This window comes from Rhodanobacter sp. B2A1Ga4, assembly GCF_018101315.1.
Lineage (GTDB): Bacteria > Pseudomonadota > Gammaproteobacteria > Xanthomonadales > Rhodanobacteraceae > Rhodanobacter > Rhodanobacter thiooxydans_A.
On record NZ_JADBJR010000007.1, the window covers coordinates 75,075 to 101,889 of the forward strand.

Here is a 26,815-nt window from a genome sequence, read left to right on the forward strand (position 1 = left end):
GTGATGGTGCGCGTTCGTCCGTGGGCACCCGCTCTCCAGGCGATCGCGCCGGCGTTCAGCTCGCCGGCACGGCCGCGTCCGCCACCGCATTGAAACGCGTGGCGATGTAGTCGTCGGTGTAGCTGGTCATGCCCCAGCCGCGGATGAAGCCGCAGTGGCCGCCGTACGGCGCGATGTCCAGCTCGACGTTGGCCGGCAGCTCGAGTTTCTCGAAGCCGCTGACCGGGATCACCGGGTCGTCCCTGGCGGTGAGGATGGTGGCGGGAATCTGCAGCGCCTGCATGCTGTCGCCGGCCACCGAATAGCCGTCCAGATACTGCTGCAAGGTATTGAAGTCGGTATGCCGCAGCACCAGCGATTCGGTCAACCCGCGCAGGTGCTGCTTCAATTCGGACATCTCGAAGTACTGGTGCTGCGGAAACGCCTTCTGCTTGGCCAGCAGCGAGTGCCGCCACTTGCGCATGAAGTACGCCTGGTAGAACCACGGTGCGGATTCCTCCAGCGAGAACAGGCCCTCGCCGGGGTCGATGATCGGGCATACCGCCAGCACGTAGCTGAGCGGGATGCCCACGCGCGAGGTCTGCATCGCCGCGCGCAGCGCGAAGTTGCCGCCCAGCGAGAAACCGGCCAGCGCCATCGGCCGCGCCGGCCAGCGTTCGGCGATGTCGCCCAGCGCGTGCACCACCTCGTCGAGGCGGCAGGAGTGGAACAATGCCTCGTTGAGTCCGTGGCTGTCGCCGTGGTCGCGGAAGTTCAGGCGGAAGATGTCCCAGCCGTCGGCGAGCAGGCGGCTGCCGGTCTGCAGCACATAGGTGGAATCGACGCTGCCTTCCCAGCCATGGAACAGCACGGCCAGGCCACGCGACTGCGGCTGCGTTTTCTGTGCGGTATAGGCGCCGGTGAGGCGCACGCCGCCGCCGCCGTCGACCACCACCGCCTCGGCGCCACGCAACACGGTCTTCGCCGCGTGCGGCAGCAGGAGGCGGCGCACCCCGCTGGAGGACAGCATGGTCTGGATGTGGCCGCTGGTGAGCGGCCAGGGCGGTCGGAAATCCCTTCCGTGCAGCAGGTTCATCCGGCGCGGTCTTCCAGCGCGGCGGCGATGCGCTCGCGCGACAGCTCGGCCATGCGCCGGCGCGCCTCCGGGGTGGCCGGTACCGGTGCCAGGAAATGCACCTCGGCATCCAGCGGCGCCTCGCCCAGCATGCGCACGATGTTGTGCACGAAACTCTCGTCCTCGCGGAAGCCGGCCTCGATCACCCGGCGACCATCGCGGGCGAAGCGCAGCGCCACCGGCTGCACCGGCACCGTGGCATCCAGCGCGGCCTGGAAAATGCGCGCGTGGAAGACCTTCAGTACGCCGTTGTAGCCGGTGCCGCCTTCCGGGAACACCGCCACCGAACGGCCCTCGCGCAGCCGCTCCACCATCACCTGCATCACCGCGGACAGCGAATGGTTGTTGCCGCGGCGATGGAAGATGGTGCCGCCACTCCTGGCCAGCCAGCCGACCAGCGGCCAGCCGGCGATCTCCGCCTTCGCCACGAAGCAGGCCGCGCGCTGGCTGTGCAGCATCACGATGTCGATCCACGAGGTGTGGTTGGCGACGAACAGCACCGGATCGCGTAGCGGCTGGCCGATGCGCAGCGAGCGCAGGCCGAAGATGCGCAGCAGGCCGTGCGACCACCAGCGGATCATGCGGTGCGCGAACGGCTCGCGGCCGTCTTTCATCGCCACATGCTGGTTCCAGCTGAGGATCAGCGAGCACAGCGCGATGCCCAGCACGATGTGCAGCAGCAGCAGCGGCACCCGCCACAGGTAGCGCAGCGGGCGCAGCAGGTCGCGGTCGGGCGCAGTGGCGGTGTCGATGCTCATCAGTCACTTAGTTTAGCGTCAGTTGGCGCAGACGAGGCGCTCAACGCTCCAGCTGCGACAGCGGCAGCGACGGCGAACGTTTCACCGTGCGCAGCACGAAACTGGAGTTGACGTCGGCCACCCCTGCCGCGTTCAGCAGATGGTCGAGCAGGAAGCGCGAGAAGTCCTTGAGGTCGGCCACATAGACGTGCAGCAGGTAATCCATGTCGCCGGTCAGCGCATGGCAGGCGACCACCTCGTCCCAGCCGTTGACGTGTTCGACGAAGCCCTCGATCGCTGCGCTCTCGTGCTTCGTCAATTGCACCCGCACGAAGGCTTGCAGGCCCAGCCCGACAGCCTGTGGATCGACCTGCGCGGCGTAGCCGGTGATGACCTGCTCGCCCTCCAGCCGTTGCAGCCGGCGCAGGCAGGCCGACGGCGACAGGCTGACCCGTTCGGCCAGCTCGGCGTTGGTGATGCGGCCCTCGCTCTGCAACACGGCGAGGATGCGCAGGTCGGTGCGATCGAGTGTCGTCATACGCAATAAATTTCAGATAATGCTTATTACCTAGCAAGAATAGTGCATTTAATGCACCGATCAATGCAATAAAGCAACCTTGCTGCGAGAAAACCGCCGTATGCTATGGCTTGCCCTGTGCCGCACCGGAATCGAGTCCATGGACACGCCCCGCAAAGTCGAACACCAGCAGACCGATCGCGGCTACGTGCCGGTGTACGCCACCGGCGTGGTCGAGCAGCCGTGGGCCAGCTACAGCCAGACCGACCACGAGGTATGGGACACCTTGTTCAAGCGCCAGCGCGAACTGCTGCCCGGCCGTGCCTGCCAGGAATTCCTCGACGGCGTGGAACGCTTTGGCCTGGGCGACGGCGGCATCCCGAAGTTTGCCGAGATGAACAAGGTGCTCGGCGCCGCCACCGGCTGGGAGCTGGTCGCGGTGGAAGGCCTGCTGCCGGACGAGGTGTTCTTCGACCACCTGGCCCACCGCCGCTTCCCGGTCAGCTGGTGGATCAGGAAACCCGACCAGCTCGACTACCTGAGCGAACCGGACCTGTTCCACGACATGTTCGGCCACGTGCCGCTGCTGCTGAACCCGGTGTTCGCCGACTACATGCAGGCCTACGGCCGCGGCGGCATGAAGGCGTTCGCGCTCGGCCCCGACGCGTTGATGAATCTCACGCGGCTGTACTGGTACACGGTGGAGTTCGGCCTGATCAACACCAGCGATGGCATGCGCATCTACGGCGCCGGCATCGTCAGCTCCAAGGGCGAGTCGATCTACTGCCTCGATTCGCCCTCGCCGAACCGCATCGGCTTCGGCCTGGAACGCGTGATGAGCACGCGCTACCGCATCGACACCTACCAGCAGACCTATTTCGTGATCGACAGCTTCGAGCAGCTGTTCGAGGCGACGCATCCCGACTTCACGCCGATCTACGCGAAGCTGAAGCAAGCGCCTGCGCATGCCGCCGGCGACGTGCTGGACGGCGACCGCGTGTTCACCCGCGGCACGCGAGAGGGATTTGCGACCGGCGCGGATACGTGATTGCGAGGCAAGTCACCGCACGCCACGCATCATCCTGACGAAAGCCGGAATCTCTCGGCATCAGATGCGGACGTAGGCGTTTCGCTTGATGACATCCGCGATGTCCGCTTCGGGTCGGAAGTGAACCCATGGGGTCGTTATTGCTGTTTGTCGGTGACTTTCAAGTACGTAAAGGCTTGCTGATACCGGTCACCCTCGACACATGGGTCAACCCGTACCCGATTCATGGCTTAATCCAAACTAGGCTCCTGCCAGGCCACCGTTCACGCTGTCTCAGTTCGCAGCCTGAGAATGTCGACCCTGGTGATGATCCGCGTCGATGCGGCGGGGTCGTCCATCAGTCGTTCGGCTTGATGCTCGATCGTCTGGTCGAAGACCGTGCGACTGAGGCGGCCGTTTCCGAAATCGTCGTCGCGACTGGCGTACATCTGCGCAACCGGGGTCATGAGCTGGCTTGCGTAGCTTGGCCCGCCGGCCAGTGTTGCTCGAACTGCATCGGGCTGACGTAGTTCAAGGTGGAGTGCAATCGGGACTGGCCGTACCGGAGCAGCCAAGCGAGCGTTTCATCCTTGGCATGGCGACGGGTGAGGAAGCGCTGGCCGTGCAGTCGCTCCACCTTCAGCGAACCGAGCAGCGTTTCGCTGCAGGCATTGTCCCAGCAGCTGCCGCGCCGGCTCATCGACGCAGCGATGGCATAGTCCGCGAGCACCGCCCTGAAATCTGCAGGTCGTGGTTGCTGTCGGTGGTGACCTTGAACCGCTTCCTGCCCTTGGCCCGAATGCCGTGCTTGGCGGGCCAGCTTCGGCCATCCTCTAAACTCCCCCCGCCGCGCCAGCTGAACTTCCCTTCAAGTCATCTGCAAGGACGTCATGGGTTCTATTAGTTGACTAGTCAACTTAACAATGCGAGAATACCTACATGCCATCGCTGACCAAACAAGCGTCTCCCCTCTACCTGCAGCTCGCCAACGATTTGCGCGAGGGCATCCTGTCGGGCCGCTGGAATCCCGGCGATACATTGCCGAGTGAACCGGAACTGTGTCGTCTGTACGGCATTAGCCGCGGCACGGTGGTACGCGCTGTCGAAATGTTGATTCAGGAAGGTCTCGTTCAGCGCCGCCAAGGCGCTGGCACGTACGTTTCGCGCCCTGCCCTGCATCGCCAGCCCGGTCTGCTCGCGAGCTTTTCCGAAACCGTGCGACAGCATGGCCGCAAGCCCTCCCACAAGCTTTTGAAGCGCAACGATTTGACGCGCGAGCAAGCCTTGCAATACGGCTGCACTACCGCGGCGGTGCAACTCCTGCGCTTGCGCTTTGTCGATGGCACACCATGGTCGATCCACAACAGCATCCTGCCGATGCGCATCGCGAGTCGCTTGAAGGCACTCGCTCCGGAAAACGCCGAGGAATTGCGCGCGCCGGACTTTTCCCTCTATCGCGCCTACACCGAAGCCGGCATTCCGGTCGATCATGCCGAGGAGATCCTGCACGCGCGCGCGGCTACGGCGCAGGAAGCGCGCCTGCTCAAGCTACCGGCTCGTGCCGTATTGATGACGCTGCATCGCAAGAGCTACGACGCCGACAGTGGCCTGCTTGAAATAGTCGAATCCGATTATGCAGGCGAGAGCTACAGCTACACGGTCAGCCTCGCAGTTCCGCAAGCCGGACGCTCAAGCCGGGCCAAGTTGCAACGGCTCGGCTGGAAGATTTCCTGAGATCTAGGGGGAAATCACCATGTCGGGGACATCGAACGCAATCGATCCTAGCGCAGGCGAGGTCGCCCTCGTCCTGGTCGACGTACAGAACGCCTTTTTCCATCCTGACGGCGAGAACTTCTATCCAGAAGCGCAACACATCCTGCCGCAACTTGCCATCCTGCTTGATGCAGCACGAAGCGGCGGCCGCCTGATCGTCCACGTCGCCGACGTGCACCGACCGGGACTCGCCGACTTCGAATCGCACAAGCTGCCAGCGCATGGACAAAGCGATTCCTTCAATGCGCAGTATTTCACCGGGTTCGGCCCGCCTTCGGACGGTGCTCCACGCGAAATCGGCCTGATCAAGCGTCGCTTCAGCGCGTTCTTCAGCACCGATCTCGACTTGCTCCTTCGCGAAAACGGGGTGCGCCGCCTCATTGTCGCCGGAGTCAAGACCAACGTCTGCGTGCGCGCGACGATCCAGGACGGTTTCGGCCTCGGCTATCGCTGCCTGCTTGTCGGCGATGCCACCAACTCCAACCGCGCCGAACTCGCCGCCGCCGCCCGCGAGGATATTCGTCGCTACATGGGCTGGCTATCGTCGACCGACGACGCTTGCAAGGTGCTCTTATGACCCGCATCGCCGTGCTCGGCTACGCCTGCCTCGACTACGCCGCGAGCGTTGACGGCGATGTCCGCTGGGGTTGGACCAGCCGTATCAGCAGCCGTCCGCGCGATGAGTGGCCGCGGCCCGGCGGGTGCTCGTTCTATGTCGCGCGTCCGCTTGCACAAGCCGGCTTCGGCGTCGATATCGTCACCTGGACCGGCGACGACGCCATGGGAAATCTCTATGCCGACCATTGCCATCGCCATGGCATCGGCACGCAAGGTATCGATGCCTCAACCGGAGCCACGACGCCGGTTTCCATGTTGCTCTATAAGGACGACGGCCGCTGCGCATGCCTGATCGATTTCGGCTCGGCGGGCAGCGCCACGACGTCGACACAGGAAGACCTGATCCGCAAGGCCGATATGGTCGTGGTTACCGTCGGCCCCGCCGCCTGTGGATTGCGCGCGCTCGACATCGCGCGTGACGACGCTCTCATCGTATGGGTCGCGAAGAACGATCCAATCTCATTTCCGCCCGAACTGCGCACACGGCTCGGGCAACGCGCACGTTACGTATTCTGCAACGGTGACGAACGCACCTGGATCGACGACGCCACAGTCGATGCCGATGCCGAACAAATCGTTGTCGAGACGCGCGGCGCCGAACCAATCCACATCCGCAGCCGCGGCACCACGATGCATATCCCCGTCACCCCGTTGCAGGTGGGTGATGCAACGGGAGCCGGCGATACGCTGGCCGGCGCGACGCTCGCCGCCCTGCTCGGCGGCGAGACGGATCCCGTCGCCGCCGTGCGGTCCGGCGCGCTCGCTTCGTCCGAACTGCTGCGCCGGCGTACCTAAGTTCTGCAATTTACGAGAGTCATATTCGATGAAACGCGCCTGGTATCTCGGTATCAATTCTGACCAAGTGGCTCCGCGAGCCGTGCTACTCGGCGACCCCGGTCGCATTGATCGCCTGGCCAACCTGCTCACCGACGTCCAATGGCTCGGCGAAAACCGCATGTTGCGCACGATCACCGGAACGTGGAACGGCACCCGCATCACCGCCGCCACCTTCGGCATGGGCGCACCGATCGCAACCATCGTCCTGCACGAACTGTTCGATCTCGGCGTGCGCAGCTTCCTGCGCATGGGCACCGCCATGACCTTGCCGCCAATCCGGCTTGGCGATTTTGTCGTCGGCGCCGACGCGCTCTGCCGCGAAGGCACCTCACAGGTGTATGCGGGGCCATGTGACCGCGCTATGGCGGACATCGACCTGCGCGCGAACCTGGAAAGCACGCTCGCATCGAGCGGCCGGACTTGGCATCAGGTACGTTTCGCCAGCTACGACGGCTTCTATCGGGACATGTTCGCGCTTGATCCCGCCGATACCGCACGCGTTGAGGAGACGCGCGCCACGCTCATCGCCCAGGGTGTCCACGCGATCGACATGGAGAGTTCTGCGCTGTTCGCCGCTGCTGCGGCGCTACGCGCCCGCGTCGGCACGCTCTGCGTGGCAAGCGTCGACAGCCTGACCCGGGACAAGCTGGGTGCGGAAACGATGCTTGCCCGCGAAAGCGAACTGTTCCGTTTCGGCCTGGACGCGCTCGTGCGCACTCCGGCCACCATCGAGGAAACCCACGCATGAGCATCGTTCGCGACTATCACCAGCTTCTTTCCCGTCGCCTCGAACATATCTTCGATACGCAAGCGGCAGCGATCGATGCCGCAGCCGAAATCTGCGCCGACACGATCGCCCGCGACCGTCTCGTGTTCACGTTCGGCACCGGGCACGGTGCGTTCGCCGCGCTTGAGATGTTTCCGCGTACCGGTACCGTCGTCGGTTTCCGCCCCATCGTCGAAAGCACGATGATCTCGTTCCACCACGTACTCGGCGACATGGGGGCGCGCCAATACCGCTTCATCCACGCGCAGGAGGGCTACGGCGACGCGATTCTCTCCGCGCACCAGATCGAGTCCGATGACAGCATGCTGATCTTCTCGCATTCGGGCCTCAACGCGGTGACTCTCGATATCGCGCTAGGCGCCAAACGCCGCGGGCTGCGCGTCATCGGCGTGACCAGCGTGCCGCATTCGTCGTCAACCCCCTCGCGCCATTCCAGCGGCAAGCACCTCTACGAAATCGCCGACGTCGTGATCGATACCGGTGTGCCGAAGGGCGACGCGGCGCTCGAGGTCGAAGGCGTCGCCGGCCGCACCGGCGCCACCTCGACGAGCCTCGCGATCGCGATCGGCCAGGCGATCAATGCCGCGACGGTCGAGAAGCTCGCCGCACGCGGGGCCAAGCCGATGCTCATGGTCAATCCCAACACGACCGAAAAAGCCGCGGCCGATCGCCAGAACGATCTCAACTACGCCGAGCTGTGGCGCCGGCTCTCGATGCGGACAATGTGAGTCGCACATGGAAACCACTCTGTTTTACGACGGCAAGTGGCATGCGCCGCTGAATAATAACTGGTTCGAAGTACGCGATCCGGCCACCGGCGACCTCATCGGCCGGACCGCACTGGCCGATGCCGCTGACGTCGACCGCGCAGTCACCGCCGCCAAACGGGCACTGCCTGCATGGGCAGGCATGCCGGCCGATGCGAGAGCGGCGATCCTGCACGATGCCGCCAACCGAATCGAAGCCGAAGGCGACGAAATTGCCCGCCTATTGACCCTCGAACAGGGCAAACCCGTTCCCGATGCGCGCAAGGAAGTCGATTTCGGGCTCAAGGTATTGCGCTACTACGCCGAGGAAGGCCGTCGCCTCGGCGGCGAACTGCGTCCGACCGCGGACCTCGACGTCAAAACCGTGGTCTCGCGTCAGCCTATCGGCGTCACTGCCGGCATCGTGCCGTGGAACTATCCGGTCGATTTGTATTGCTGGAAGATCGCGCCCGCGCTCGCCACGGGCTGCCCGATCGTCATCAAGCCACCCCACGAAACGCCGTTCGCGATCGCTCGCCTCGTCGATTGCTTCCACGCTGCGGGGCTGCCGGCCGGCGTTCTCGCCAACCTGCCGGGCACGGGCCCCAGCGCCGGCGCGGCATTGTCGGCGCACCCGGACATTGCCGCGATTTCCGCGACGGCTTCGGTCGCTGCCGGGCAGGATATCGCCCGCCGCGCGGCGGGCAACCTGAAACGCGTGGTCCTTGAACTGGGCGGCCATGCACCATTCATCGTGCTCGCCGACGCCGACATCGAAGCCGCCGCCGCCGCCGCCGTGCGCCGTTCGTTTTCGAACATGGGCCAGATCTGTATCGCGGTCAATCGCATCCTCGTCGACCAGCGCGTACACCGCCGCTTCGTGGACGCCCTGGTGGCGCTGACCGAGTCGATCAAGCTCGGCCCTGGCAGCGAGCCCGGCGTCGCCTACGGACCTACGCTCAACGCCGGCGTGATCAGCCGCACGCGGGAGCATCTCGACGATGCCCTCAGCAAGGGCGGCAAGCTCGTCGCCGGCGGCCACGCGCCCAAAGATGCGGCACTCCGCGGAGGCCATTTTTTCCGCCCCACGCTGATCGACGATGCGCCACTCGACAGCCTGCCGATGAACGCCGAGACGTTCGGCCCGCTCACCGCGATCCGTGCCTTCTCGACCCAGAACGACATGCTCGAACTAGCCAACGGCCTGCCATTCGGCCTTGCCGCGTACCTCTATACCAACGATCTCGAGCGCGGCTGGGCGCTCGCCGAGCGCCTCGAGTTCGGCATGATCGGCGTCAACGTCAACGACACCTCCGAGCTGCAGGCGCCGTTCGGCGGTTGGAAACTATCGGGCATGGGGCGCGAACTCGGTCGCGAAGGACTCGACGCCTACCTGCAAACCAAGGCGATCCGCATGCGGGTGCGGCGCGTCTGACAGGTTCGAAACCGGCATCTGGCCAGCGAATACGATGCTACTTGACTAGTCAACCAGTCATATATACATTGTCATCATGTAGAAATAACTTACCCTCTCGCGCTCGCGAGGGGAATTCCAAGTCAGCATTGCTCGGGAGAGTGCTCGTGAACCATTCCGTCAGCAGTTTTCTTGCCCTCCTCGCCACCACTGCCCTCGTCGGTGCGTCGCCCGCCTACGCAGCCAACGAGTCCGATGCAGCGCAGCCCACCAAAACCACGGTGCCGCCGGCAAAGAAGAAGGCCGAGACACCTAATAAACCCGCCAAGAACATTGCGGAGCTGCAGGCAGTCACCGTCACCGCCGAACACCGGGCGGTCTCGATCAACGACACGGGCATCACGATCGACGCCTTCGTCGGCTCGGACCTGCGCGAAATGGGCGCGACCAAGCTCACCGACATTGCCCGCTACTCGCCTGGCATCAACATGCACGGCCCGTTCGGCGAGAACGGCTATCCCGAGATCACGATCCGCGGCATGAACGCGGACAACTTCACCGAACTGTCGCCGCAGTCGGTCGGCGTCTACGCCGACGGCGTCTACTTGTCCTCGCCGCCACTGCTCGGCCTACGCATGTTCGACCTCGACCGCGTCGAGGTGCTCAAGGGCCCTCAAGGCACGCTGTACGGACGAAACACGATCGGCGGTGCGATGAACCTCATCTCGGTACGGCCGACGTTCTATCCCGATGGCTATTTCACCGTCGACTACGGCAGTTACCAATATGCCGCTGCGGAAGGCGCGATCGGTGGGCCGTTGTCCGACAAGGTCGCCTACCGCTTGTCCACGCGCCTCGTGCGCCAATGGAGCGGGCCGTTCAGCAACAGCGCGGACGGCACTAAGACGGGCCAGTTACGCCAGGCGTATTGGCGCGCGCAGGTACTCTGGAACCCCACCGATGCCTTGTCGGTGCTGGTCAACTTTCACGGTGGTACGGACCGCTCCGATACGTGGCCATTTTCGCAGGTCGCCGCGCTCGTGCCGCCGGGCCAGGCAAATGCGGGCCAGATCTGTCCCGCCTTTCTCGCCGGCAATATCGGCCTGGCAAATGCACAATGTGTTGACGTCAGCGGCTACCACAACACCAGCAACGACCCATACCGGAATCCGCTGAGCCTGCACGGCCGCAATCACGACAAGAGCGCAGGCTTCTCCACTGAGATCAATTGGGATCTCGACGCAGTCAAGCTGACCTCGGTCACCGGCTACGACTGGATGACGCGGCGTGCCGGCTACGACGAAGACGCCGGCCCCAACAACATCATCGACACGGTGCGCGGTAGCGACATCAACCAGTTCTCCGAAGAACTGCGCCTCGCCTCGAACACAAAAGAGCGGCTCAACTGGATGACGGGCCTCTACTATTCGCACGACCGTCTCTCCGGCAATCCGATCTTCGTCTCCGATTTCACGCGCTGGTTCGGCGCATCGATCGCGGACTACTCGACCCTGCGCACCTCGACGTGGGGCGCATTCGGCCAGATCGACTACGCCCTCACCGACGAACTCAAGCTCACCGCGGGGCTGCGCGATAGCGGCGTGCGCCGCCAGTACGATTACCGCGAGATCTTCACGCCCAACGGCGGCGCGGCGCTCACGTCGTTCGCCGGCACCAGCCGCATGGACCAGAGCCAGTTGTCGGGCAAGCTCGGGCTCGACTACAAGCCGAACAAGAATCTGCTCCTGTATGCCAACGTGTCGCGCGGCTTCAACGCCGGCACCTACAGCGCCTACTTCATCTCCAATCCGCAGTCGCTCGAACCGACGAAATCCGAAACCGCGGTCACCTATGAAGGTGGCTTCAAACTCACCGCGCTGCAAAAGCGCGTGCAGCTCAACGGCGCGATCTACTACAACGACTGGAAAGGTATCCAGCTCACTGCTGTGGAGAACCGCACCGGCGTCAATGCGCCGTATCTGACCAACGGCAAAGGCGCCGACATCTACGGCGGCGAACTCGAACTGATCGCCCGCCCGACGCCGTTCTGGGACGTCACCCTCGGCGGCGCCTACCTGCACACCGAACTGCGCGACCTGTTCGTGCAGGACCTCTTCGGCAACATTGTCAATATCAAGGGACGCCCGCTCGCCAACTCGCCGACCCGGCAATTCAACGCGAGCACACGCTATCGTTGGGATATCTCGGGCGACTACCAGCTGGTGCCCCAAATGGACGTGAAATGGGAAGATACGATCTACCGCGACCTTCTCGGCACGCGCGCGTTGATCTCGCCTCCTCACATGACTGCCAACGCCAGCGTCACGCTCGACAACGGCCCCGGCAAGTGGCACGTGCAGTTGTGGGTGCATAACCTCACCGACCGTCGTTACGTCACCGAGGCCTATCAGGTGGTCAGTGCGGGCATTGCCGGTCTCGACTGGAGCATGCCGCGCACCTTCGGCGTCAGCTTCGGCATGGACCTGTGAGCCAGACGCATTCCACTCCGGCAACGGCGCCCGATCGTGCCGCGATCGGCGCGGCGATCGCCCTGTTCACCGCCGGCGGCCTGTTCTGGGCGTTCCTGCCATTTTTCATCGGCCTGCAAGAAGATCGTGGCGGGCTCTCCGCCACACAGGCCGGTGCACTCGGTTCGGCCTACCTCGCCGGCTTCACCATAGCCGGGCTCGCCGCGCCTTGGTGGAGCGCGCGCATGTCACCGCGAGGGGTAATCGCGGCTGGCGTACTGCTCGTATGGTTGGGGCTGGCGAGCCTCGCCCGCGGCATTGGCTACCCCCTTGCGCTGGCGGCATGCTCAGGCATCGGCCTTGCACTTGGCGCATTCTGGGTGGTCGCCTATCGCGTCTTCGGTGCCACGCCGAATGCGGAACGCGTGTTCGCCCTGGCCATCGCGATCGGCTATCCGATGCTTGCCGCCATAACCTTCGTCATTGGCCATCTCGTGCTGCCGCAGGGCGGCCTCTTCGGCATGACGACGGCCATCGCCTTGCTGATCGGCCTGCTGGCCGCCGCTGCGGTAAAGCTTCCCGCGAGGCTCGACAACACTGCGGCCACGACCCACACCGGCACGGGTGACGAAAAACGCCTGCCGCTTGCCTGCGGTCTGGCGGCCATCGCCCTTTTCAGCTTGGCCTTCGCCGCGGTCTGGGCTTTCGCCGAGCGCATCGGCACGCAAGCCGGCTTCGGCGGTCCGACCGTTGCCTCGGTGCTCTCCTCCAATCTCCTTTTCACCGGCCTCGGTTCGGTTGGCATCGCCCTGTTCGGCAAGCACTTCGGTCGCTGGCAGGTCCTGGTCGCAAGTTACGTCCTGCTCGCAGTGTGCATGGCCGCGCTCGGCCATGCCGGCACGATCGCGTGGTTCGCCTTCGTCATCGCCGGCCTCGGCTTCGGCGTCGGCACGGGCCTGCCACATCAAATGGCGATCGTCAGCCAATGCGACGTGCGTGGTCGCTTCGTCGCGTTGATCGCGGCAATGCAGGGACTCGGTACCGCGCTCGGCCCACTCGTCGGAGGTGCCGCATTTCAGGTATCCGGCACCACTGCGCTCGGCATCGTTGGCGCGGTGGCGTTGGCAGCGAGCTTCGTCCTGCTCCTCGTCGCGGATCGGTAAATTCGAGACACACAGCGATACTCGCCCGGAGTCCATCATGTCCACCGCACCGCTCGCCGGTCTGCGCGTCGTCGAGCTGGCCCGCATTCTCGCCGGCCCCTGGCTCGGCCAGACGCTCGCCGACCTCGGCGCCGAGGTGATCAAGGTCGAAAGCCCCGCCGGCGACGACACCCGCACTTGGGGGCCGCCGTTCATCGAATGCGGCGGCGAGAAGACCGCTGCGTACTTCCATGCCTGCAATCGCGGCAAGCGCTCGATCGTCGCCGACTTTGCCAGCGAGAAAGGCCTCGAAACCGTGCGCCAGCTCGCCGCGACAGCCGATGTGCTGATCGAGAATTTCAAGGTCGGGGGACTGACGAAGTACGGCCTCGATTACGCCAGCCTCGCGACGCTCAATCCACGTCTGATCTACTGCTCGATCACCGGTTTCGGCCAGACCGGACCGTATGCGTCGCTCGCCGGCTACGACTTCATGATCCAAGGACTTTCCGGAATCATGGATTTGACCGGCGACCCAGCTGGCGAGCCGCAGAAGATCGGTGTCGCCTTTGCCGATATCTTCACTGGCCTCTATGGCGTCGTCGCCGTGCAGGCCGCGCTGCTGGCGCGCGAAAAGACCGGCCGCGGACAGCACATCGACATGGCCCTGCTCGACTGCATGACCGGCGTGCTCGCCAATCAGGCGATGAACTACCTGGCCTCCGGCACAACGCCGCATCGCCTAGGCAACGTGCATCCGAACATCGCGCCCTACCAGACTCTCCCCGTCGCCGACGGCCACATCATCGTCGCCGCCGGCAACGATGCGCAGTTCGTGCGGCTGTGCCGCATCCTCGATCTTGCGGCGCTGGCGGAGGATGCGCGGTTCACGACCAATGCTTTGCGCGTTCAGCATCGCGAGGAACTCGCCGGCCTGCTCGCGGTTTCGACCCGCCAGCGCAGCCGTGCCGACTTACTCGCTGCGCTCGACGCGGCCGGCGTGCCGGCAGGTCCGATCAACAGCGTCGCCGACGTATTCGCCGATCCGCAATTCCGCGCGCGCGAAATGCTCGTGGAGAACGACGGCATTCCCGGACTGCGCACGCCGATTCGCATGTCGGACAGCGCGCTCACCACGAACCGTCGCTCACCGCGCCTCGACGAACACGGGGCGGAAATTCTCGCCGAGCTGGCAAGCCGGTCCTGATTCGAATTTTTCTTCGGAGCTCTTTCATGGCCAACACCGAATTCCTTTCCATGCTCGACGACCCAGGCTTGCTGCGCGAAGCGAACTTCATCGGTGGCGAGTGGATTCCCGTGGGCTCAGGCCCGGCAATCGAGGTCGCCGATCCGGCGACAGGCGCGTTGCTCGGTTGTGTACCCGACTTCGGCGCGGCCGAAACCGCCCACGCCATCGAAGCTGCGGCGCGCGCCTTGCCCGCATGGCGCGCGCTGACCGCCAAGGCTCGCGCACAGCCGCTGCGGCGGCTGTTTGAACTCATGCTCGCGCACCAGGAGGATCTCGCGCGCATACTTACCGCCGAGCAGGGCAAGCCGCTGGCCGAGAGCCGTAGCGAAATCGCCTATGCGGCAAGCTTCATCGAGTGGTTCGCCGAGGAAGGCAAGCGTGTCTACGGCGACGTGATTCCGCCGGACCGCGCCGGCCGCCGCATCCTCGTGCGGAAGGAGCCGATCGGCGTATTCGGTACGATCACGCCGTGGAACTTCCCGGTGGCGATGATCACGCGCAAGGCAGGCCCCGGCTGGGCGGCCGGCTGCACCGGCGTGCTGCGCCCCGCAAGCCAGACACCCTTTTCCGCACTCGCGATCGCCGTACTCGCCGAACGCGCCGGCCTGCCGGCGGGCGTGTGCAACGTGATCACCGGATCGGGCCGTGCAATCGGCGGCGAACTCACAGCCCACCCTCTCGTGCGCAAACTCTCGTTCACCGGCAGCACCGAGGTCGGCGCAGAGCTGCTCGCGCGCTGCGCGCCGGGCATAAAGAAGGCGAGCATGGAGCTCGGCGGCAATGCACCGTTCATCGTCTTCGACGATGCCGACCTCGATGCCGCAGTCGCCGGCGCTCTGACCTGCAAATACCGCAATGCGGGACAGACCTGCGTTTGCGCGAATCGCATTCTCCTCCAGGACGGCATCTATGACGCGTTCGCGGAAAAGTTTGCACATGCCGTCGCCACGCTCAAGGTCGGCAACGGCTTCGACACCGGCGTCACGCTCGGCCCACTGATCGACGCCGCGGCGGTCGCGAAAACCGAAGACCACATCGCCGACGCCCTCGCCCACGGCGCGCGACTTGTCAGCGGCGGAAAGCGGCACGCGCTTGGCGGCAATTTCTTCTCACCGACCGTACTTGCCGATGTGCCGACGCAGGCGAAAATTTTTCGCGAAGAAACCTTCGGCCCCGTTGCCCCGCTGTTCCGCTTCCGCGACGAGGCCGAGGCGATCCGTCTCGCCAACGACACCGAGTTCGGCCTCGCCGCGTATTTCTACAGCCGCGACATTAATCGCGTCATGCGCGTCGCCGAAGCACTCGAGTACGGCATGGTCGGCATCAACGAGGCGATCATCTCGACCGAAGTGGCGCCGTTTGGCGGCGTGAAGACGTCCGGGCTCGGCCGCGAAGGCTCGAAGTACGGCATCGACGACTATCTCGAGATCAAGTACCTGTGCTTCGGCGGCGTCGATACCTGACCCCGAACTTCGCCGCTACGTGCGCAGCCGGCGGAGTACCGATCCTTTCATTTTTTGCCGAATCTGGAGCCCGTATGCCCGCCGTCGCACTCGATCCTGCCGATCTTTATGACGTCCGCTCGCTGCTCAGCGAAGAGGAGCGCATGGTGCAGAACGCCGTGGCGCGCTTCACCGACGAGCGCGTGCTGCCCATCATCGGCGACTGCTTCGACCAGGCGCGCTTTCCAACGGAGCTCATCCCTGAGATGGCCGAACTCGGCCTGCTTGGTTCCTCACTGCCGACCGAGTACGATTGCGCCGGCATGAACGCGGTCAGCTACGGCCTCGTCTGTCAGGAACTCGAGCGCGGCGATTCCGGCATTCGCAGCTTTGCCTCCGTGCAGTCCTCGTTGTGCATGTATCCGATCTACGCCTACGGCGGCGAGGAACATCGCCGTGAATGGTTGCCGCAGATGGCGGCCGGCAAGGTGATCGGCTGCTTCGCTCTGACCGAGCCGCACGGCGGCTCGGACCCGGCGAACATGAAGACGCACGCGAAAAAGGACGGCGGCGACTGGGTCATCAACGGCGCCAAGATGTGGATCACCAACGGCAACCTCGCCCAGATCGCGATTGTCTGGGCGCAGACCGAGGATGGCATCCAGGGCTTTATCGTGCCGACCAACAGCAAGGGTTTCGCCGCGCAGGAAGTGCACAAGAAGATGAGCCTGCGCGCCTCGGTAACCAGTGGCCTGTTCTTCGACAACGTGCGCGTGCCGGATGCGAACCGCCTGCCGAACGTGAAGGGCCTGAAGGGCCCGCTCGGCTGTCTCACCCAAGCGCGCTATGGCATCACCTGGGGTCCGATTGGAGCGGCGATCGCCTGCTTCGGCGAGACGACCGAATACGCCAAGCAGCGCGTGCTGTTCGAGCGCCCGATTGCGGCGACGCAGGCGGTGCAGATCAAGCTCGCCGACATGGCGCGGCGGATCACGCTGGCGCAATTGCTCTCGCTGCAACTCGGTCGCCTCAAGGACGCAGGCAACATGCAGCCGACCCAGGTGTCGCTCGCAAAATGGAACAACTGCCGCATGGCGATCGACATCGCGCGCGAATGCCGCGACATCCTCGGCGGCGCCGGCATCACCACCGAGCATTGCCCGATCCGCCACGCGCTCAACCTCGAATCCGTGATCACCTACGAAGGCACCGAGACCGTGCACCAACTCGTGGTCGGGCGCGAGGTGACAGGAATCAACGCGTTCTGACTAAGAGAACCTGCGCAACCCGCAAGCGCCCAGCTTGCCGGCATCCGGCCATCGGGTGATACACACTCTCGGGTCTGTCCCGGGAAAGTCCGCCACCAGCGAGGTCCACAGGCGGATCGATGAGCTGCCGATGAACAGCACCGCGCCCGGCGCCGGCGGATGCGCCCGCTCCGCGGCCTGGAACGCGGCGATCTCGGCGTTCCACGGCGGGCGCGTGGTCGTTCTCGCAGTTGTCGCGCGCCGCCGTCAGCAGCGGCCACAGCAGCAGGATCAGCAGCAGCATGCGCGGGGTCTTCATCGGCTCGCCTCGTCGACCGGGTCTGAGCCCTAACTAGCGCGACCGCGCCAGCTCCGACACTGCCAGCACCTGCGTAATGCGCATGCCGTCCCAGCGATAGACCAGGTGCTGCGCCTGTACGCACGGCGCCACCACGTCGGGGCGGAAGGCGGCCAAACATTCGCCGCCCGGATCGCGCGCGCTGTCGTAGACGATGCCGTTGGAACCGGCCTCGCGCAGTGAGCGCGCCAGCTTCACGCTGGCCGCATAGACGTCCGCATCATGTTCGGCCTTCCAGCCGCCGCGGATGTCGTGCAGCTTGCTGTCGACGCGGGTGCGGTAGCAGCGCATCTGGATGTCGCAACCCGGCTCGGCGGTGGCGGCGAGGAAGCGCTGGCGGTGGTAGACGGTTTCCTCCACCGCGGTGGCGACGCTGTGCGCGGCATAGAACACGCCCCAGCTGCCGTCGGAGAAGCGGCTGCCTTCGGGGTTGAGATGGGTGAACGCGGCCATCACTGGTGTCGAACCCGGCCCGCTGAGACGGTGCTCTTTCGGAACCAGCGCCAGTGCGCCGGCCTCCTCGCGCAGGCGCGGATTGGTCAGCGCCTCGATCGCGAACACCGCGTCGAGGTCGGCCGGGTCGGCGATGCGGTCGTACACGCCGATCGGCGGGAAGCGGCTGGGCACGATGCGGTACGCCTGATTCCAGCGGATGCGTTTGACGGGCGGCGGAGGCATCGGATCTCCATGGACTGCCTGTAGGAGCGCACCCTGTGCGCGATGCTTTTCGTCACGTGACGGAGAACGTCGCGCACAGGGTGCGCTCCTACCAGGGGGTAGCGCGGCATCGCGGGGAATGTATCGCGGACTGCGATCAACCGCGCTGCGCATCCAGATACTGCCGCACCACGTACAGGTCGGCGACGTTGCCGGACAGCATGCGCTCCAGCGCGGAATGGCCGCCGAACAACGACGCCGTGTTCGGCTTGTGCAGCCAGGCGTCGGCCTGGGCCGGGTCGGGGAACAGGATCTGCAGCGATTTCCAGATGCCGAGCAGGTAACTGATGCGCTCCAGCGTGTCGCGCCCCAGGGCGCCGCCCTGCTGGCGCTTCCACTTGTAGAAGGTCGACTCCGGCGGGTCGCCGAGCAGTTTGCGCTGATCGGCGATGCGCAGCTTCCAGTGTTCGGCGAGCCGGAAGAACGCGCGCAGCGCCGGGTCGGCGAGCGTGTCCGGCGGCGCGTAGCGAGGCACGGCTTCGGCGATGCGGGTCGGGTGGGCAGTCATGGCGTAACTCTCTCCATGAAGTTTATTTACACAATACTACACACGTAAAGTAAAAGCCAACGAGCCGTCCCGGACTCAATGCCCCGCGGCGCCCTTTGCCTTCGCGCAGTCGCAGCCGTAATCCGGCTCCGGGCCGCCGTCGGCGATGAAGCGGTCGATGCGCTGCTGCAGCACCGGCAGCGGTACCGAGCCAAGCGCGAGCACGGTGTCGTGGAAGTGGCGCAGGTCGAACTTCGCGCCCAGCGCCTGCTCCGCCTTGGCACGCAATTCGAGGATCTTCAGGTAGCCCAGCTCGTACGACAGCGCCTGGCCCGGCCAGCTGATGTAGCGGTCCACCTCGTTGGCGATCTCGCGCGCAGACAGCGCGGTGTTGACGGTGAGGTAGTCGATCGCCTGCTGCCGCGTCCAGCCCAGGTGGTGGATGCCGGTGTCGACCACCAGCCGGCAGGCGCGCCACATCTGGTAGCTGAGGTAGCCGAAGCGCTCATAGGGCGTGTGGTAGATGCCCATCTCGTTGCCGAGGTATTCCGAGTACAGCCCCCAGCCTTCGCCGTAGGCGGAGATGTAGCTGTTGCGGCGGAACGCAGGCTGGTCGTGCTGCTCGTCGGCCAGCTCCAGTTGCAGTGCATGGCCGGGGTAGCTCTCGTGCAGGGTCAGCGCCGGCACGTTGAACAGCGGCCGCGACTTCAGGTCGTAGGTATTGACTAGGTAGGTGTCCGCGCCACCGCGGCCGGAGGTGTAATACGGCGCGATCTCGGCCGGCACCGGCTTGATGGTGAAGTGCGCGCGCGGCAGGTGGCCGAAGTAGCGTGGCATCTGGCCGTCCACCTGCTTGGCCACCCAGGCGCTGCGCATCAGCAGTTCGTCCGGCGTCTTCGCGTAGAACTGCGGGTCGGTGCGCAGGAACTGCAGGAACTCGGCGAAGCTGCCCTTGAAGCCGGTGGCCTGCATCACCTCCAGCATCTGCGCGTGGATCTTCGCCACCTGGTCGAGGCCGATGCGGTGGATTTCGTCGGGCCCCAGGTCGAGCGTGGTGTACTCGCGGATCTGCTGGCGATAGAACGCCTTGCCGTCCGGCAGCGCCTCGGCCGCCAGCGTGGTGCGCGCCTGCGGCACGTACTCGTTGCGGAAGAACGCCAGCAGCTTCGCGTAGGCGGGGATCACCTCGTCGCGGATCTGCCGCAGTGCCTGGCCCTGCAGCGCCTGCGCGCGGTCGGCCGGCATCGACGCCGGCAGTCGCTGGAAAGGTTCGTAGAAGCTGCTGTGGGTCGGGTCCTTCAGTTCGGCCACCGCGGCGATCGACGCGTCACGCCCGTCGAGCACCGCCCGCGGCACGCTGAAGCCGCGCTTGAGTCCGGCGCGCATGTTCGCGATCTGCTGGTCGAAATACGCCGGCACCTGGCCAAGTCGTTCGAGGTAGCGCTGGTAGTCATCGGCCGTGCGCAGGCGGTCACCGCCCAGCACGTAGTCAAGGTCGGACCAGAACGCGGAGTCGCTGTTGAACGGCATCTGCCAGGCTTTGAACTTCTGCCCGGCGACCAAGTTGCCGATCTGCTCGCGGTAGATCGCGTAATTCACCCGGTTCGCCGGCGACAGCTGCGCCGCGTTGACGCCGGCCAGCTGTTTCAGCACGCCCTGCCAGTAGTCCAGCCGTCGTTGCTGGCTGGCTGCGTCGACCTGGTCGAGCCGGCCGTTGTTCAGCTGCGGCTCGCCGGCGGTGCTGATCCCGGCCTGGCCGGTACGCCAGGCCCACTCGGCGCGATAGATGTCCTTGAAGCGCGCATCGGCACTGGCAGCGGCGTGCGGTGGCGCCGCCGCACGCAGCGGCACGATGCAGCTGACCAGCGCGAGCGCGGCGAGCCGCGCGATCATCAGGGGCTTGTTCACGGGAATTCCTTGCAGCGGGGCGACGTCATCATCCATCACGCGACGTGATGCAAACCCCTATCCTCGCCTTCATTCCATGCTATCGCAACGGGGCCTGCGCGCGGCTCCTGCGTTGCCTCAACTCGGCCACCCATGCCCTCGCCGTGGCCAGCCTGGGAGGTTGAAAATTCACAACCACTCAGCCGAGATCGAGCTTGCCCACGCCGACCGCACGCAGATAGGCGGCCAGGTTGCGTTCGTCGGCCTCGGCGAAGGCTTCGCCGCTGGGCTCGCAGGTACCGATGCGGTCCGGGCGGAAATTGCGGAAGTCACGGCGTAGCCGGCACCACGCGCCCAGCGTCCACTTGCCGCCCCAGAACGACAGGCACAGCGGCTCGACCTCGCGCGTGCTGGCGTTGCCAGCTTCGTCGCGATACTCCAGCCGCAGCACCTGGTTGCCCACGATGGCCGCATGCAGCCGGTCGATCAGTGCGGCGAAATCCTCGCGGTACTGGTCGCGCCACACCGGCGCGAAGATGCGCGTGCGCGCGGCGCGCTCGCGCAGTTCGGGCGGCAGCACCGCCTCGATCTTCAGCAGGGCGGACTGCGCACTCTCCGCCAGCCGGGTGCCGGCGAACGCGCGCACGAAGCGCGAGCCGACCACCAGGGCTTCAAGCTCGTTCGCAGTAAACATCAGCGGCGGGATGTCCGAGCCCTTGCGCAGCACATAACCGACGCCGGCCTCACCCTCGATCGGCACGCCGGACAACTGCAGATCGGCGACGTCGCGGTACACGGTGCGCAGCGACACCCCCAGCGTCTGCGCCAACGAGCGCGCCTGCAGCGCGGTGCGACGGCCGCGCAGGGCGTGGATGATGAGGAACAGGCGATCGGCTCGACGCATCCGCGCATGATGCCTCCAGGCGCGTCGCCGCGCCTGCGACGCAAGTCATGGTCATGGCAACCGCGCAGCTGCACCGTGGACGCGGCTCCCGGACGGGCGGCGGCAGAGATGCCGCGTTTCGGTCGGTGGCGACATCCCGTTGTCGTGGCCGGTCCTGGTTGTCACTTGCTGCGGGGGTGGAAGATGACAGAAGCCAGCGCGGCCAGCAGGGTACGCCGGCGCGCACGCGGAGCCGCCGCCGCGACCGTCGGGCCCACCTTCGGCAGCCTGTACGGCCCATCCAGCAGCAGGCCGTTCAGATAGAGCGGGCGGTAGGCCACCAGCAGGGTTTTCAGCATCGGTTTCATGACGGGCTCCTCATGCCATCGCCACGGCTTCGCCGACGCACCACGGCGGCGGCTGCGCGTGCTTGAACAGGCGGTACCAGTGTTCGCGGTCGCTGGGGCTGTACAGGTCCAGCGTGCGGATCACCTCACGGGCGAACTCCACGCTGCCCAAGTGGCTGGCGCTGATCACGCCGCCGTCGCTGACCGCCAGCACGCCGGCGTCGTACTGCTCCGCACCGGCGTAGGCCGGTACGTGGCCGTCGATATGGCCGGCCCAGTTGCCGGTGTGCCGGCAGTGGTCGAGCAGGCCGCCGCGGGCCAGCGCCAGCACGCCGCTGTCGATCGCGGCCACCGGTGCACCGGCCGTGTACAGCCGGCGGATCGCCGCCACTGCCGCGGCGCCCTCGCCGCGCTGCCACAGGTGGCCGCCGGGCACGATCAGCAGGGCCGCACGCTTGAGATCGAGCTGGTCCAGCGCCAGCTCGGGCTGCACGGTGAGGCCGCCCATCGAGACCACCGGCGCCATCGAGAAGCCCACCGCCTGGACCTGCCAGTCGCCGGGGCGGCGGATCTCGCACAGTGCCAGTGCCGCCTGCCAGTCGGCAAAGCCGTCGAACACCAGGAAATAAACCAGGTCGCGCATGTCGTGTCCCTCCACTATGGAGGTACAGCTTGCCCACCCCTTGCTGCCAACGTGATGTCAGCAGCCGGGCCGGATGCGGGCACGCGGGGCGCCGGGCTGGCACTGTTCAGCCGGAGCCCGGACAATGGCGCTTCTTCTTGCCATGGACCCGACATGAAACCCGTCTCGCTGATCCAGTTCCTGATCGAGGAACGCCGCGCCGGCCACATCAACGCCGAACTTTCGCTGCTGATCGAAGTGGTCGCGCGCGCCTGCAAGCGCATCGGCGTGGCCACCGGCAAGGGCGCGCTGGGCGGCGTGCTGGGCGAGGCCGGCACAGGCAACATCCAGGGCGAGGCGCAGAAGAAGCTGGACGTGATCTCCAACGAGATCCTGCTGGAGGCGAACGCCTGGGGCGGCCACCTCGCCGCCTGCGCCTCGGAAGAGATGGAAGACCCGCAGCAGATCCCGGACGGCTACCCAAAGGGCCAGCACCTGCTGCTGTTCGATCCGCTGGACGGTTCCTCCAACATCGACGTCAACATCTCGGTCGGCACCATCTTCTCGGTGCTGCGCTGCCCCGATGGCGTGACCGAGCCGAAGGCCGAGCACTTCCTGCAGCCGGGCACCACCCAGCTCGCCGCCGGCTACGTGGTGTACGGCCCGTCCACCGTGCTGGTGCTGACCTTCGGCCACGGCACCCACGAGTTCACGCTGGACCGCGAGGTGGGCAGCTTCATCCTCAGCCGGCGCGGCATCCGCATTCCGGAGGCCACCGCCGAGTTCGCCATCAACATGTCCAACCAGCGCCACTGGCAGGCGCCGATGCAGCGCTACGTCGGCGAACTGCTGGCCGGCAAGACCGGCCCGCGCGGCAGGGACTTCAACATGCGCTGGGTCGCCTCGATGGTGGCGGACGTGCACCGCATCGTGACCCGCGGCGGCGTGTTCTATTACCCGCTGGACGCGAAGATCGAGAAGCAGGGCGGCAAGCTGCGCATCATGTACGAGGCCAACCCGATGGCCTTCATCGTCGAGCAGGCCGGCGGCGCGGCGACCACCGGGCGCCAGCGCATCATGGAACTGCAGCCCACCGGCCTGCACCAGCGCGTGCCGGTGTTCCTGGGTTCGAAGGAAGAAGTCGAACTGGCCACGCGCTATCACCTGGAAGCCGACGCCGCGCAAGGCTGACGCCCTTGCTCCCTCCCCCTGCCAGCAGGGGGAGGGAGCAGATCAGAATCTTCCGACACCGATGCCCATGCCCTTCCGCCGTTTGCTGCCACTGCTCGCCACGCTCCTGCTGGGTGCCTGCACGCACGCCGTCAAGCCGGTGCCGCCACCCATGGCGCCGCCGCCGGTGAAGCTGAAGATCGGCCTCGCCCTCGGCGGCGGTGCGGCGAAGGGCTTCGCGCATATCGGCGGGATCAAGATGCTGGAAGCCAGCGGCATCCACCCGGACGTGGTCGCCGGCACCAGCGCCGGCAGCGTGGTCGGCGCGCTGTATGCCAGCGGCATGGACGCGTTCGCGCTGCAGCAGACCGCGTTCGGCCTCGATGAGGCGAAGATCCGCGACGTGCGGCTGTTTTCCGGCGGCCTGGTGCAGGGCCAGGCGCTGCAGGATTACGTCAACCAGCTGGTGCACAAGCAGCCGATCGAGCAGCTGAAGCTGCCGTTCGCCGCGGTGGCCACCGAGCTGGAGACCGGCACGCGCACCGTGTTCGTGCGCGGCAACACCGGCCGCGCGGTGCGCGCGTCGTCGAGCATTCCCGGCGTGTTCGAGCCGGTGGAGATCCACGGCAAGCACTACGTCGACGGCGGCGTGGTCAGCCCGATCCCGGTCGACGCGGCGCGCCAGCTCGGCGCCGATTTCGTGATCGCGGTGGACATCTCCGCCGCGCCCGACGGCAGCAACCCACAGGGCATGATGGGCATCGTCGGCCAATCCATCACCATCATGGGCCGGCAACTGGCCGCGCAGGAAAGCGCGCGCGCCGACGTGGTGATCCGCCCCGACCTGAGCGGCATCGGCCCGACCGATTTCGAGCAGAAGAGCCAGGCCATCCTGGCCGGCGAGAAGGCCGCGCTGGCGGCGATCCCGGTGATCCGCGCCCGACTCGCCGCGTTGGCGGCGACGCGCCAGGCGGCCACTGCCACGCACTGAGCGTCGACGCGGCGGCCCATGCCGTCCTGCACTTGGCTTGCATTGCCTCGGGGTTGTAGCGTCGGGTTTCCCCAGCCGGAATCCCCTCATGCCGAAACATTCGCGCCTGACCCTCTCCCTGTCGCTGCTGGCCTTCGCGCTGGCATCGCAGGCCTTTGCCGCCACGCCGGCGGTCGACCCGCGCATCGAGCAGGTGCTGACCCAGCTGGGCAAGGCGCAGTCGATCCAGGCGGTGGCCATCTCGCCGGACGGCCAGCAGCTGGCTTGGGTGATCGAGCGTGACGACAAGCCGGCGATCGAGGTGGCCGATGTCGACGGCCACCATGTGCGTCGCGTCAGTGCCGCCGCCAGGCCCGGCGCCTGCGCCGAGTCCGGCATCGCCTGGGCGCCCGATTCGCGTCGCCTCGCGTTCGTGTCCAATTGCAGCGTCGACCTGACCAGCACCAAGGCGATGCAGAACGCCATCTATCTGGCGGATACCCGCGGCAGCGATGCCCCGGCGCGGCTGGCCGAACTGAAGGGCTACGTGCGCGCGCTGCAGTGGAGCGGCGACGGCAAGTCACTCGGCTTCCTCTACGTGGCCGGTGCCACCCGCCATGCCAGCGCGGTGACCGCGGCCAAGCCGGCCGCCGGTGAGATCGGCGTGAGCGGACTGGAAGTGCAGCGCGTGGCCAGTCTCGACGTGAGCGGCGGCACGGTGCGCGAACTGACCCCGGCCGGCATGTACGCGTATGAGTTCGACTGGTCGCCGGACGGCTCGCGCATCGCCTATACCGCCGCACCGCCGCCGGGCGACAACAACTGGTGGATCGCGAAACTCTATGTGCAGCCGGCGCAGGCCGATGCCCATGCCGCCGTTCTGGTCGATCCGGCCAATGCGGAAAGCGGATCGCTGCATGGCCTGCAAATCGCGCTGCCGCGCTGGTCGCCGGATGCGTCGCGGATCGCCTTCATCGGCGGCCTGATGAGCGACCAGGGCGCCACCGGCGGCGACATCTATGCGGTGCCCGCCAACGGCGGCGCGCTGGTCAACCTCACCCCTGGCATCAAGGTCACGCCGAGCTGGCTGCGCTGGACGTCGCCGCAGTCGATGCTGGTCAGCCAGGTCAGCAACGGGCAGAGCCAGCTCGCGGATTACACGGTTTCCGCCACGCGCGCACAGCAGCAGCGCGTGTACTTCACCGTGCCGGCCAGCATCGGCGACGGCAGCGCGTCGATGGCGATGTCGCTGTCCGACGACCTCAGGCACGTCGCCTTCCTGCAAAGTTCGTACGCCGCCGCCAGCGAAGTGCATGCCGGTGCGTTGGGCAACACGCCGCCGCCGGCGGTGACCTCGTTCAACGCCGCGCTGAAGCCGGCCTGGGGCAAGGCCGAGTCGGTGGAATGGAACAACGAGGGCTTCCGCGTGCAGGGCTGGCTGTTGTATCCGGCGCACTACGACGCGAAGAAACGTTACCCGATGATCGTGGTGGTGCACGGCGGCCCGTCGAGCGCGGTGATCCCACGCTGGCCGGGCGTCGGTTACGGCGGCGCGCCGCTCTCCGCGCTGGGCTATTTCGTGTTCATGCCGAACCCACGCGGCAGCTTCGGCCAGGGCGAGAAGTACGTGCAGGCGAACCGCAAGGACTTCGGCTACGGCGACCTGCGCGACATCCTCGCCGGCGTCGACGCGGTGGAGAAGAAGGTGCCGGTGGACGACAAGCGGCTCGGCCTCACCGGCTGGAGCTACGGCGGCTTCATGAGCATGTTCGCACCGACCCAGACCCAGCGTTTCCGCGCCGTGGTGGCCGGCGCCGGCATCGCCAACTGGCAGAGCTACTACGGCCAGAACCTGATCGACCAGTGGATGCCGCCGTTCTTCGGCGCCAGCGTGTATGACGACCCGGCGGTGTATGCGAAGAGCTCGGCGATCAACTTCATCAAGCAGGTGAAGACGCCGATGCTGATCGTGGTCGGCGACCGCGACGCCGAATGTCCCGCGCCGCAATCGTTCGAGATGTGGCACGCGCTGCGCGCGCAGGGCGTGCCGACCTCGCTGGTGGTGTACCCGAACGAGGGCCACCACTTCGTCGATCCGGTGCACCAGCGCGATGTGCTGCAGCGGGCACTGGGCTGGTTCCAGAAATACCTGCCGGCGTCGGACTGAGCCGCGCCGGCAGCAACCGCACGTTCGGGGAACCTCTGAGCAATCAGTCATTCCGGCTTGGGCCGGAATGACTGATTGGAATTTCAACC

At 66.0% G+C, this 26,815-nt stretch carries 25 protein-coding genes and 2 pseudogenes; 15 read left to right on the forward strand and 12 right to left on the reverse strand.

The genetic code is table 11. The annotated features are described in order from the left end of the window. Window positions 1-55 precede the first annotated feature (55 nt). The 3 genes from IMW82_RS16950 to IMW82_RS16960 are packed head-to-tail and all read right to left on the reverse strand — an operon-like array spanning window position 56 to window position 2,389. Window positions 56-1,075, reverse strand: coding sequence for an alpha/beta fold hydrolase (locus tag IMW82_RS16950; RefSeq protein ID WP_108471202.1), 1,020 nt, complete (start codon window positions 1,073-1,075; stop codon window positions 56-58). Next, window positions 1,072-1,872 (reverse strand): lysophospholipid acyltransferase family protein, encoded by an 801-nt coding sequence (locus IMW82_RS16955; protein WP_108471203.1) that lies wholly within the window; start codon window positions 1,870-1,872, stop codon window positions 1,072-1,074. Before IMW82_RS16955 ends, IMW82_RS16950 begins: the two co-directional genes overlap by 4 nt. Before the next feature lie 40 nt (window positions 1,873-1,912). Beyond that, window positions 1,913-2,389, reverse strand: coding sequence for an Lrp/AsnC family transcriptional regulator (locus IMW82_RS16960; protein WP_108471204.1), 477 nt, complete (start codon window positions 2,387-2,389; stop codon window positions 1,913-1,915). Between the two features lie 139 nt (window positions 2,390-2,528). Here IMW82_RS16960 and phhA point away from each other — a divergent pair, with 139 nt between their 5' ends. After that, on the forward strand, window positions 2,529-3,416 hold the full coding sequence (gene phhA, locus IMW82_RS16965; RefSeq protein ID WP_108471205.1) for a phenylalanine 4-monooxygenase: 888 nt from the start codon (window positions 2,529-2,531) through the stop codon (window positions 3,414-3,416). Between the two features lie 263 nt (window positions 3,417-3,679). Here phhA and IMW82_RS16970 read toward each other — a convergent pair whose 3' ends face one another. Continuing rightward, window positions 3,680-3,862: a hypothetical protein gene (locus IMW82_RS16970; protein ID WP_159082169.1), complete on the reverse strand. Its 183-nt coding sequence runs from the start codon at window positions 3,860-3,862 to the stop codon at window positions 3,680-3,682. Next, window positions 3,859-4,137, reverse strand: a pseudogene (locus tag IMW82_RS16975) (integrase core domain-containing protein); the annotation flags it as partial. The pseudogene IMW82_RS16975 and the gene IMW82_RS16970, both read right to left, overlap by 4 nt. A 197-nt stretch (window positions 4,138-4,334) precedes the next feature. Here IMW82_RS16975 and IMW82_RS16980 point away from each other — a divergent pair. From IMW82_RS16980 to IMW82_RS17030, 11 genes are all read left to right on the forward strand, one after another. Further along, window positions 4,335-5,129, forward strand: a complete 795-nt coding sequence (locus tag IMW82_RS16980) for a GntR family transcriptional regulator (RefSeq protein ID WP_108471206.1) — start codon at window positions 4,335-4,337, stop codon at window positions 5,127-5,129. 19 nt (window positions 5,130-5,148) lie between these two features. Beyond that, window positions 5,149-5,745: an isochorismatase family cysteine hydrolase gene (locus tag IMW82_RS16985; protein WP_108471207.1), complete on the forward strand. Its 597-nt coding sequence runs from the start codon at window positions 5,149-5,151 to the stop codon at window positions 5,743-5,745. Further along, the gene (locus IMW82_RS16990; RefSeq protein WP_108471208.1) at window positions 5,742-6,581 is read left to right on the forward strand and encodes a carbohydrate kinase family protein; all 840 of its coding nucleotides are present in this window, start codon (window positions 5,742-5,744) and stop codon (window positions 6,579-6,581) included. The genes IMW82_RS16985 and IMW82_RS16990 overlap by 4 nt, the downstream gene beginning before the upstream one ends. A 28-nt stretch (window positions 6,582-6,609) precedes the next feature. After that, window positions 6,610-7,371 (forward strand): uridine phosphorylase, encoded by a 762-nt coding sequence (locus tag IMW82_RS16995; RefSeq protein ID WP_108471209.1) that lies wholly within the window; start codon window positions 6,610-6,612, stop codon window positions 7,369-7,371. Further along, the gene (locus IMW82_RS17000; RefSeq protein WP_108471210.1) at window positions 7,368-8,138 is read left to right on the forward strand and encodes a sugar isomerase domain-containing protein; all 771 of its coding nucleotides are present in this window, start codon (window positions 7,368-7,370) and stop codon (window positions 8,136-8,138) included. The genes IMW82_RS16995 and IMW82_RS17000 overlap by 4 nt, the downstream gene beginning before the upstream one ends. A 7-nt stretch (window positions 8,139-8,145) precedes the next feature. After that, window positions 8,146-9,591, forward strand: coding sequence for an aldehyde dehydrogenase family protein (locus IMW82_RS17005; protein WP_108471211.1), 1,446 nt, complete (start codon window positions 8,146-8,148; stop codon window positions 9,589-9,591). A gap of 146 nt (window positions 9,592-9,737) precedes the next feature. Beyond that, window positions 9,738-12,059, forward strand: a complete 2,322-nt coding sequence (locus IMW82_RS17010; protein ID WP_159082170.1) for a TonB-dependent receptor — start codon at window positions 9,738-9,740, stop codon at window positions 12,057-12,059. Beyond that, window positions 12,056-13,201: an MFS transporter gene (locus IMW82_RS17015; protein WP_108471213.1), complete on the forward strand. Its 1,146-nt coding sequence runs from the start codon at window positions 12,056-12,058 to the stop codon at window positions 13,199-13,201. Before IMW82_RS17010 ends, IMW82_RS17015 begins: the two co-directional genes overlap by 4 nt. A gap of 37 nt (window positions 13,202-13,238) precedes the next feature. Next, window positions 13,239-14,387: a CaiB/BaiF CoA-transferase family protein gene (locus IMW82_RS17020; protein WP_108471214.1), complete on the forward strand. Its 1,149-nt coding sequence runs from the start codon at window positions 13,239-13,241 to the stop codon at window positions 14,385-14,387. 26 nt (window positions 14,388-14,413) lie between these two features. After that, the gene (locus tag IMW82_RS17025; RefSeq protein ID WP_108471215.1) at window positions 14,414-15,892 is read left to right on the forward strand and encodes an NAD-dependent succinate-semialdehyde dehydrogenase; all 1,479 of its coding nucleotides are present in this window, start codon (window positions 14,414-14,416) and stop codon (window positions 15,890-15,892) included. Window positions 15,893-15,966: 74 nt separating this feature from the next. Next, window positions 15,967-17,139: an acyl-CoA dehydrogenase family protein gene (locus tag IMW82_RS17030; RefSeq protein ID WP_108471216.1), complete on the forward strand. Its 1,173-nt coding sequence runs from the start codon at window positions 15,967-15,969 to the stop codon at window positions 17,137-17,139. A gap of 78 nt (window positions 17,140-17,217) precedes the next feature. On the opposite strand, the pseudogene IMW82_RS17890 reads toward IMW82_RS17030, so the two are convergent. The 7 genes and pseudogenes from IMW82_RS17890 to IMW82_RS17065 form a co-directional block, all read right to left on the reverse strand. Next, window positions 17,218-17,437, reverse strand: a pseudogene (locus tag IMW82_RS17890) (hypothetical protein); the annotation flags it as partial. 33 nt (window positions 17,438-17,470) lie between these two features. Next, window positions 17,471-18,154, reverse strand: coding sequence for an RES family NAD+ phosphorylase (locus IMW82_RS17040; RefSeq protein WP_108471217.1), 684 nt, complete (start codon window positions 18,152-18,154; stop codon window positions 17,471-17,473). A gap of 136 nt (window positions 18,155-18,290) precedes the next feature. Continuing rightward, on the reverse strand, window positions 18,291-18,701 hold the full coding sequence (locus tag IMW82_RS17045; protein WP_108471218.1) for an MbcA/ParS/Xre antitoxin family protein: 411 nt from the start codon (window positions 18,699-18,701) through the stop codon (window positions 18,291-18,293). Window positions 18,702-18,776: 75 nt separating this feature from the next. After that, window positions 18,777-20,573 (reverse strand): DUF885 family protein, encoded by a 1,797-nt coding sequence (locus IMW82_RS17050; RefSeq protein WP_211005447.1) that lies wholly within the window; start codon window positions 20,571-20,573, stop codon window positions 18,777-18,779. Between the two features lie 193 nt (window positions 20,574-20,766). Further along, on the reverse strand, window positions 20,767-21,471 hold the full coding sequence (locus tag IMW82_RS17055; RefSeq protein ID WP_108471219.1) for a YafY family protein: 705 nt from the start codon (window positions 21,469-21,471) through the stop codon (window positions 20,767-20,769). Between the two features lie 161 nt (window positions 21,472-21,632). Further along, window positions 21,633-21,818: a hypothetical protein gene (locus IMW82_RS17060; RefSeq protein WP_211005428.1), complete on the reverse strand. Its 186-nt coding sequence runs from the start codon at window positions 21,816-21,818 to the stop codon at window positions 21,633-21,635. A gap of 10 nt (window positions 21,819-21,828) precedes the next feature. Then, complete coding sequence (locus tag IMW82_RS17065) at window positions 21,829-22,440, reverse strand: DJ-1/PfpI family protein (RefSeq protein WP_211005429.1); 612 nt, start codon at window positions 22,438-22,440, stop codon at window positions 21,829-21,831. Window positions 22,441-22,593: 153 nt separating this feature from the next. Here IMW82_RS17065 and IMW82_RS17070 point away from each other — a divergent pair, with 153 nt between their 5' ends. The 3 genes from IMW82_RS17070 to IMW82_RS17080 all read left to right on the forward strand — a co-directional run bounded on the left by IMW82_RS17070 (window position 22,594) and on the right by IMW82_RS17080 (window position 26,726). Next, window positions 22,594-23,610 (forward strand): class 1 fructose-bisphosphatase, encoded by a 1,017-nt coding sequence (locus IMW82_RS17070; protein WP_211005430.1) that lies wholly within the window; start codon window positions 22,594-22,596, stop codon window positions 23,608-23,610. A 67-nt stretch (window positions 23,611-23,677) separates the two neighbouring features. Continuing rightward, window positions 23,678-24,580 carry a patatin-like phospholipase family protein gene (locus IMW82_RS17075; RefSeq protein ID WP_211005431.1) on the forward strand — a complete coding sequence of 301 codons (903 nt, stop codon included), beginning with the start codon at window positions 23,678-23,680 and terminating at the stop codon, window positions 24,578-24,580. Window positions 24,581-24,668: 88 nt separating this feature from the next. After that, window positions 24,669-26,726: a S9 family peptidase gene (locus IMW82_RS17080; protein ID WP_108471224.1), complete on the forward strand. Its 2,058-nt coding sequence runs from the start codon at window positions 24,669-24,671 to the stop codon at window positions 26,724-26,726. Window positions 26,727-26,815 lie beyond the last annotated feature (89 nt).

What these genes read in the sequence shown, in the direction of transcription:
- IMW82_RS16950 (WP_108471202.1), bottom strand. Translation starts at nt 1,075, where the DNA reads ATGAACCTGCTGCACGGAAGGGATTTCCGACCGCCCTGGCCGCTCACC.
- IMW82_RS16955 (WP_108471203.1), bottom strand. Translation starts at nt 1,872, where the DNA reads ATGAGCATCGACACCGCCACTGCGCCCGACCGCGACCTGCTGCGCCCG.
- IMW82_RS16960 (WP_108471204.1), bottom strand. Translation starts at nt 2,389, where the DNA reads ATGACGACACTCGATCGCACCGACCTGCGCATCCTCGCCGTGTTGCAG.
- phhA (WP_108471205.1), top strand. Translation starts at nt 2,529, where the DNA reads ATGGACACGCCCCGCAAAGTCGAACACCAGCAGACCGATCGCGGCTAC.
- IMW82_RS16970 (WP_159082169.1), bottom strand. Translation starts at nt 3,862, where the DNA reads ATGACCCCGGTTGCGCAGATGTACGCCAGTCGCGACGACGATTTCGGA.
- IMW82_RS16980 (WP_108471206.1), top strand. Translation starts at nt 4,335, where the DNA reads ATGCCATCGCTGACCAAACAAGCGTCTCCCCTCTACCTGCAGCTCGCC.
- IMW82_RS16985 (WP_108471207.1), top strand. Translation starts at nt 5,149, where the DNA reads ATGTCGGGGACATCGAACGCAATCGATCCTAGCGCAGGCGAGGTCGCC.
- IMW82_RS16990 (WP_108471208.1), top strand. Translation starts at nt 5,742, where the DNA reads ATGACCCGCATCGCCGTGCTCGGCTACGCCTGCCTCGACTACGCCGCG.
- IMW82_RS16995 (WP_108471209.1), top strand. Translation starts at nt 6,610, where the DNA reads ATGAAACGCGCCTGGTATCTCGGTATCAATTCTGACCAAGTGGCTCCG.
- IMW82_RS17000 (WP_108471210.1), top strand. Translation starts at nt 7,368, where the DNA reads ATGAGCATCGTTCGCGACTATCACCAGCTTCTTTCCCGTCGCCTCGAA.
- IMW82_RS17005 (WP_108471211.1), top strand. Translation starts at nt 8,146, where the DNA reads ATGGAAACCACTCTGTTTTACGACGGCAAGTGGCATGCGCCGCTGAAT.
- IMW82_RS17020 (WP_108471214.1), top strand. Translation starts at nt 13,239, where the DNA reads ATGTCCACCGCACCGCTCGCCGGTCTGCGCGTCGTCGAGCTGGCCCGC.
- IMW82_RS17025 (WP_108471215.1), top strand. Translation starts at nt 14,414, where the DNA reads ATGGCCAACACCGAATTCCTTTCCATGCTCGACGACCCAGGCTTGCTG.
- IMW82_RS17030 (WP_108471216.1), top strand. Translation starts at nt 15,967, where the DNA reads ATGCCCGCCGTCGCACTCGATCCTGCCGATCTTTATGACGTCCGCTCG.
- IMW82_RS17040 (WP_108471217.1), bottom strand. Translation starts at nt 18,154, where the DNA reads ATGCCTCCGCCGCCCGTCAAACGCATCCGCTGGAATCAGGCGTACCGC.
- IMW82_RS17045 (WP_108471218.1), bottom strand. Translation starts at nt 18,701, where the DNA reads ATGACTGCCCACCCGACCCGCATCGCCGAAGCCGTGCCTCGCTACGCG.
- IMW82_RS17050 (WP_211005447.1), bottom strand. Translation starts at nt 20,573, where the DNA reads ATGATCGCGCGGCTCGCCGCGCTCGCGCTGGTCAGCTGCATCGTGCCG.
- IMW82_RS17055 (WP_108471219.1), bottom strand. Translation starts at nt 21,471, where the DNA reads ATGCGTCGAGCCGATCGCCTGTTCCTCATCATCCACGCCCTGCGCGGC.
- IMW82_RS17060 (WP_211005428.1), bottom strand. Translation starts at nt 21,818, where the DNA reads ATGAAACCGATGCTGAAAACCCTGCTGGTGGCCTACCGCCCGCTCTAT.
- IMW82_RS17065 (WP_211005429.1), bottom strand. Translation starts at nt 22,440, where the DNA reads ATGCGCGACCTGGTTTATTTCCTGGTGTTCGACGGCTTTGCCGACTGG.
- IMW82_RS17070 (WP_211005430.1), top strand. Translation starts at nt 22,594, where the DNA reads ATGAAACCCGTCTCGCTGATCCAGTTCCTGATCGAGGAACGCCGCGCC.
- IMW82_RS17075 (WP_211005431.1), top strand. Translation starts at nt 23,678, where the DNA reads ATGCCCTTCCGCCGTTTGCTGCCACTGCTCGCCACGCTCCTGCTGGGT.
- IMW82_RS17080 (WP_108471224.1), top strand. Translation starts at nt 24,669, where the DNA reads ATGCCGAAACATTCGCGCCTGACCCTCTCCCTGTCGCTGCTGGCCTTC.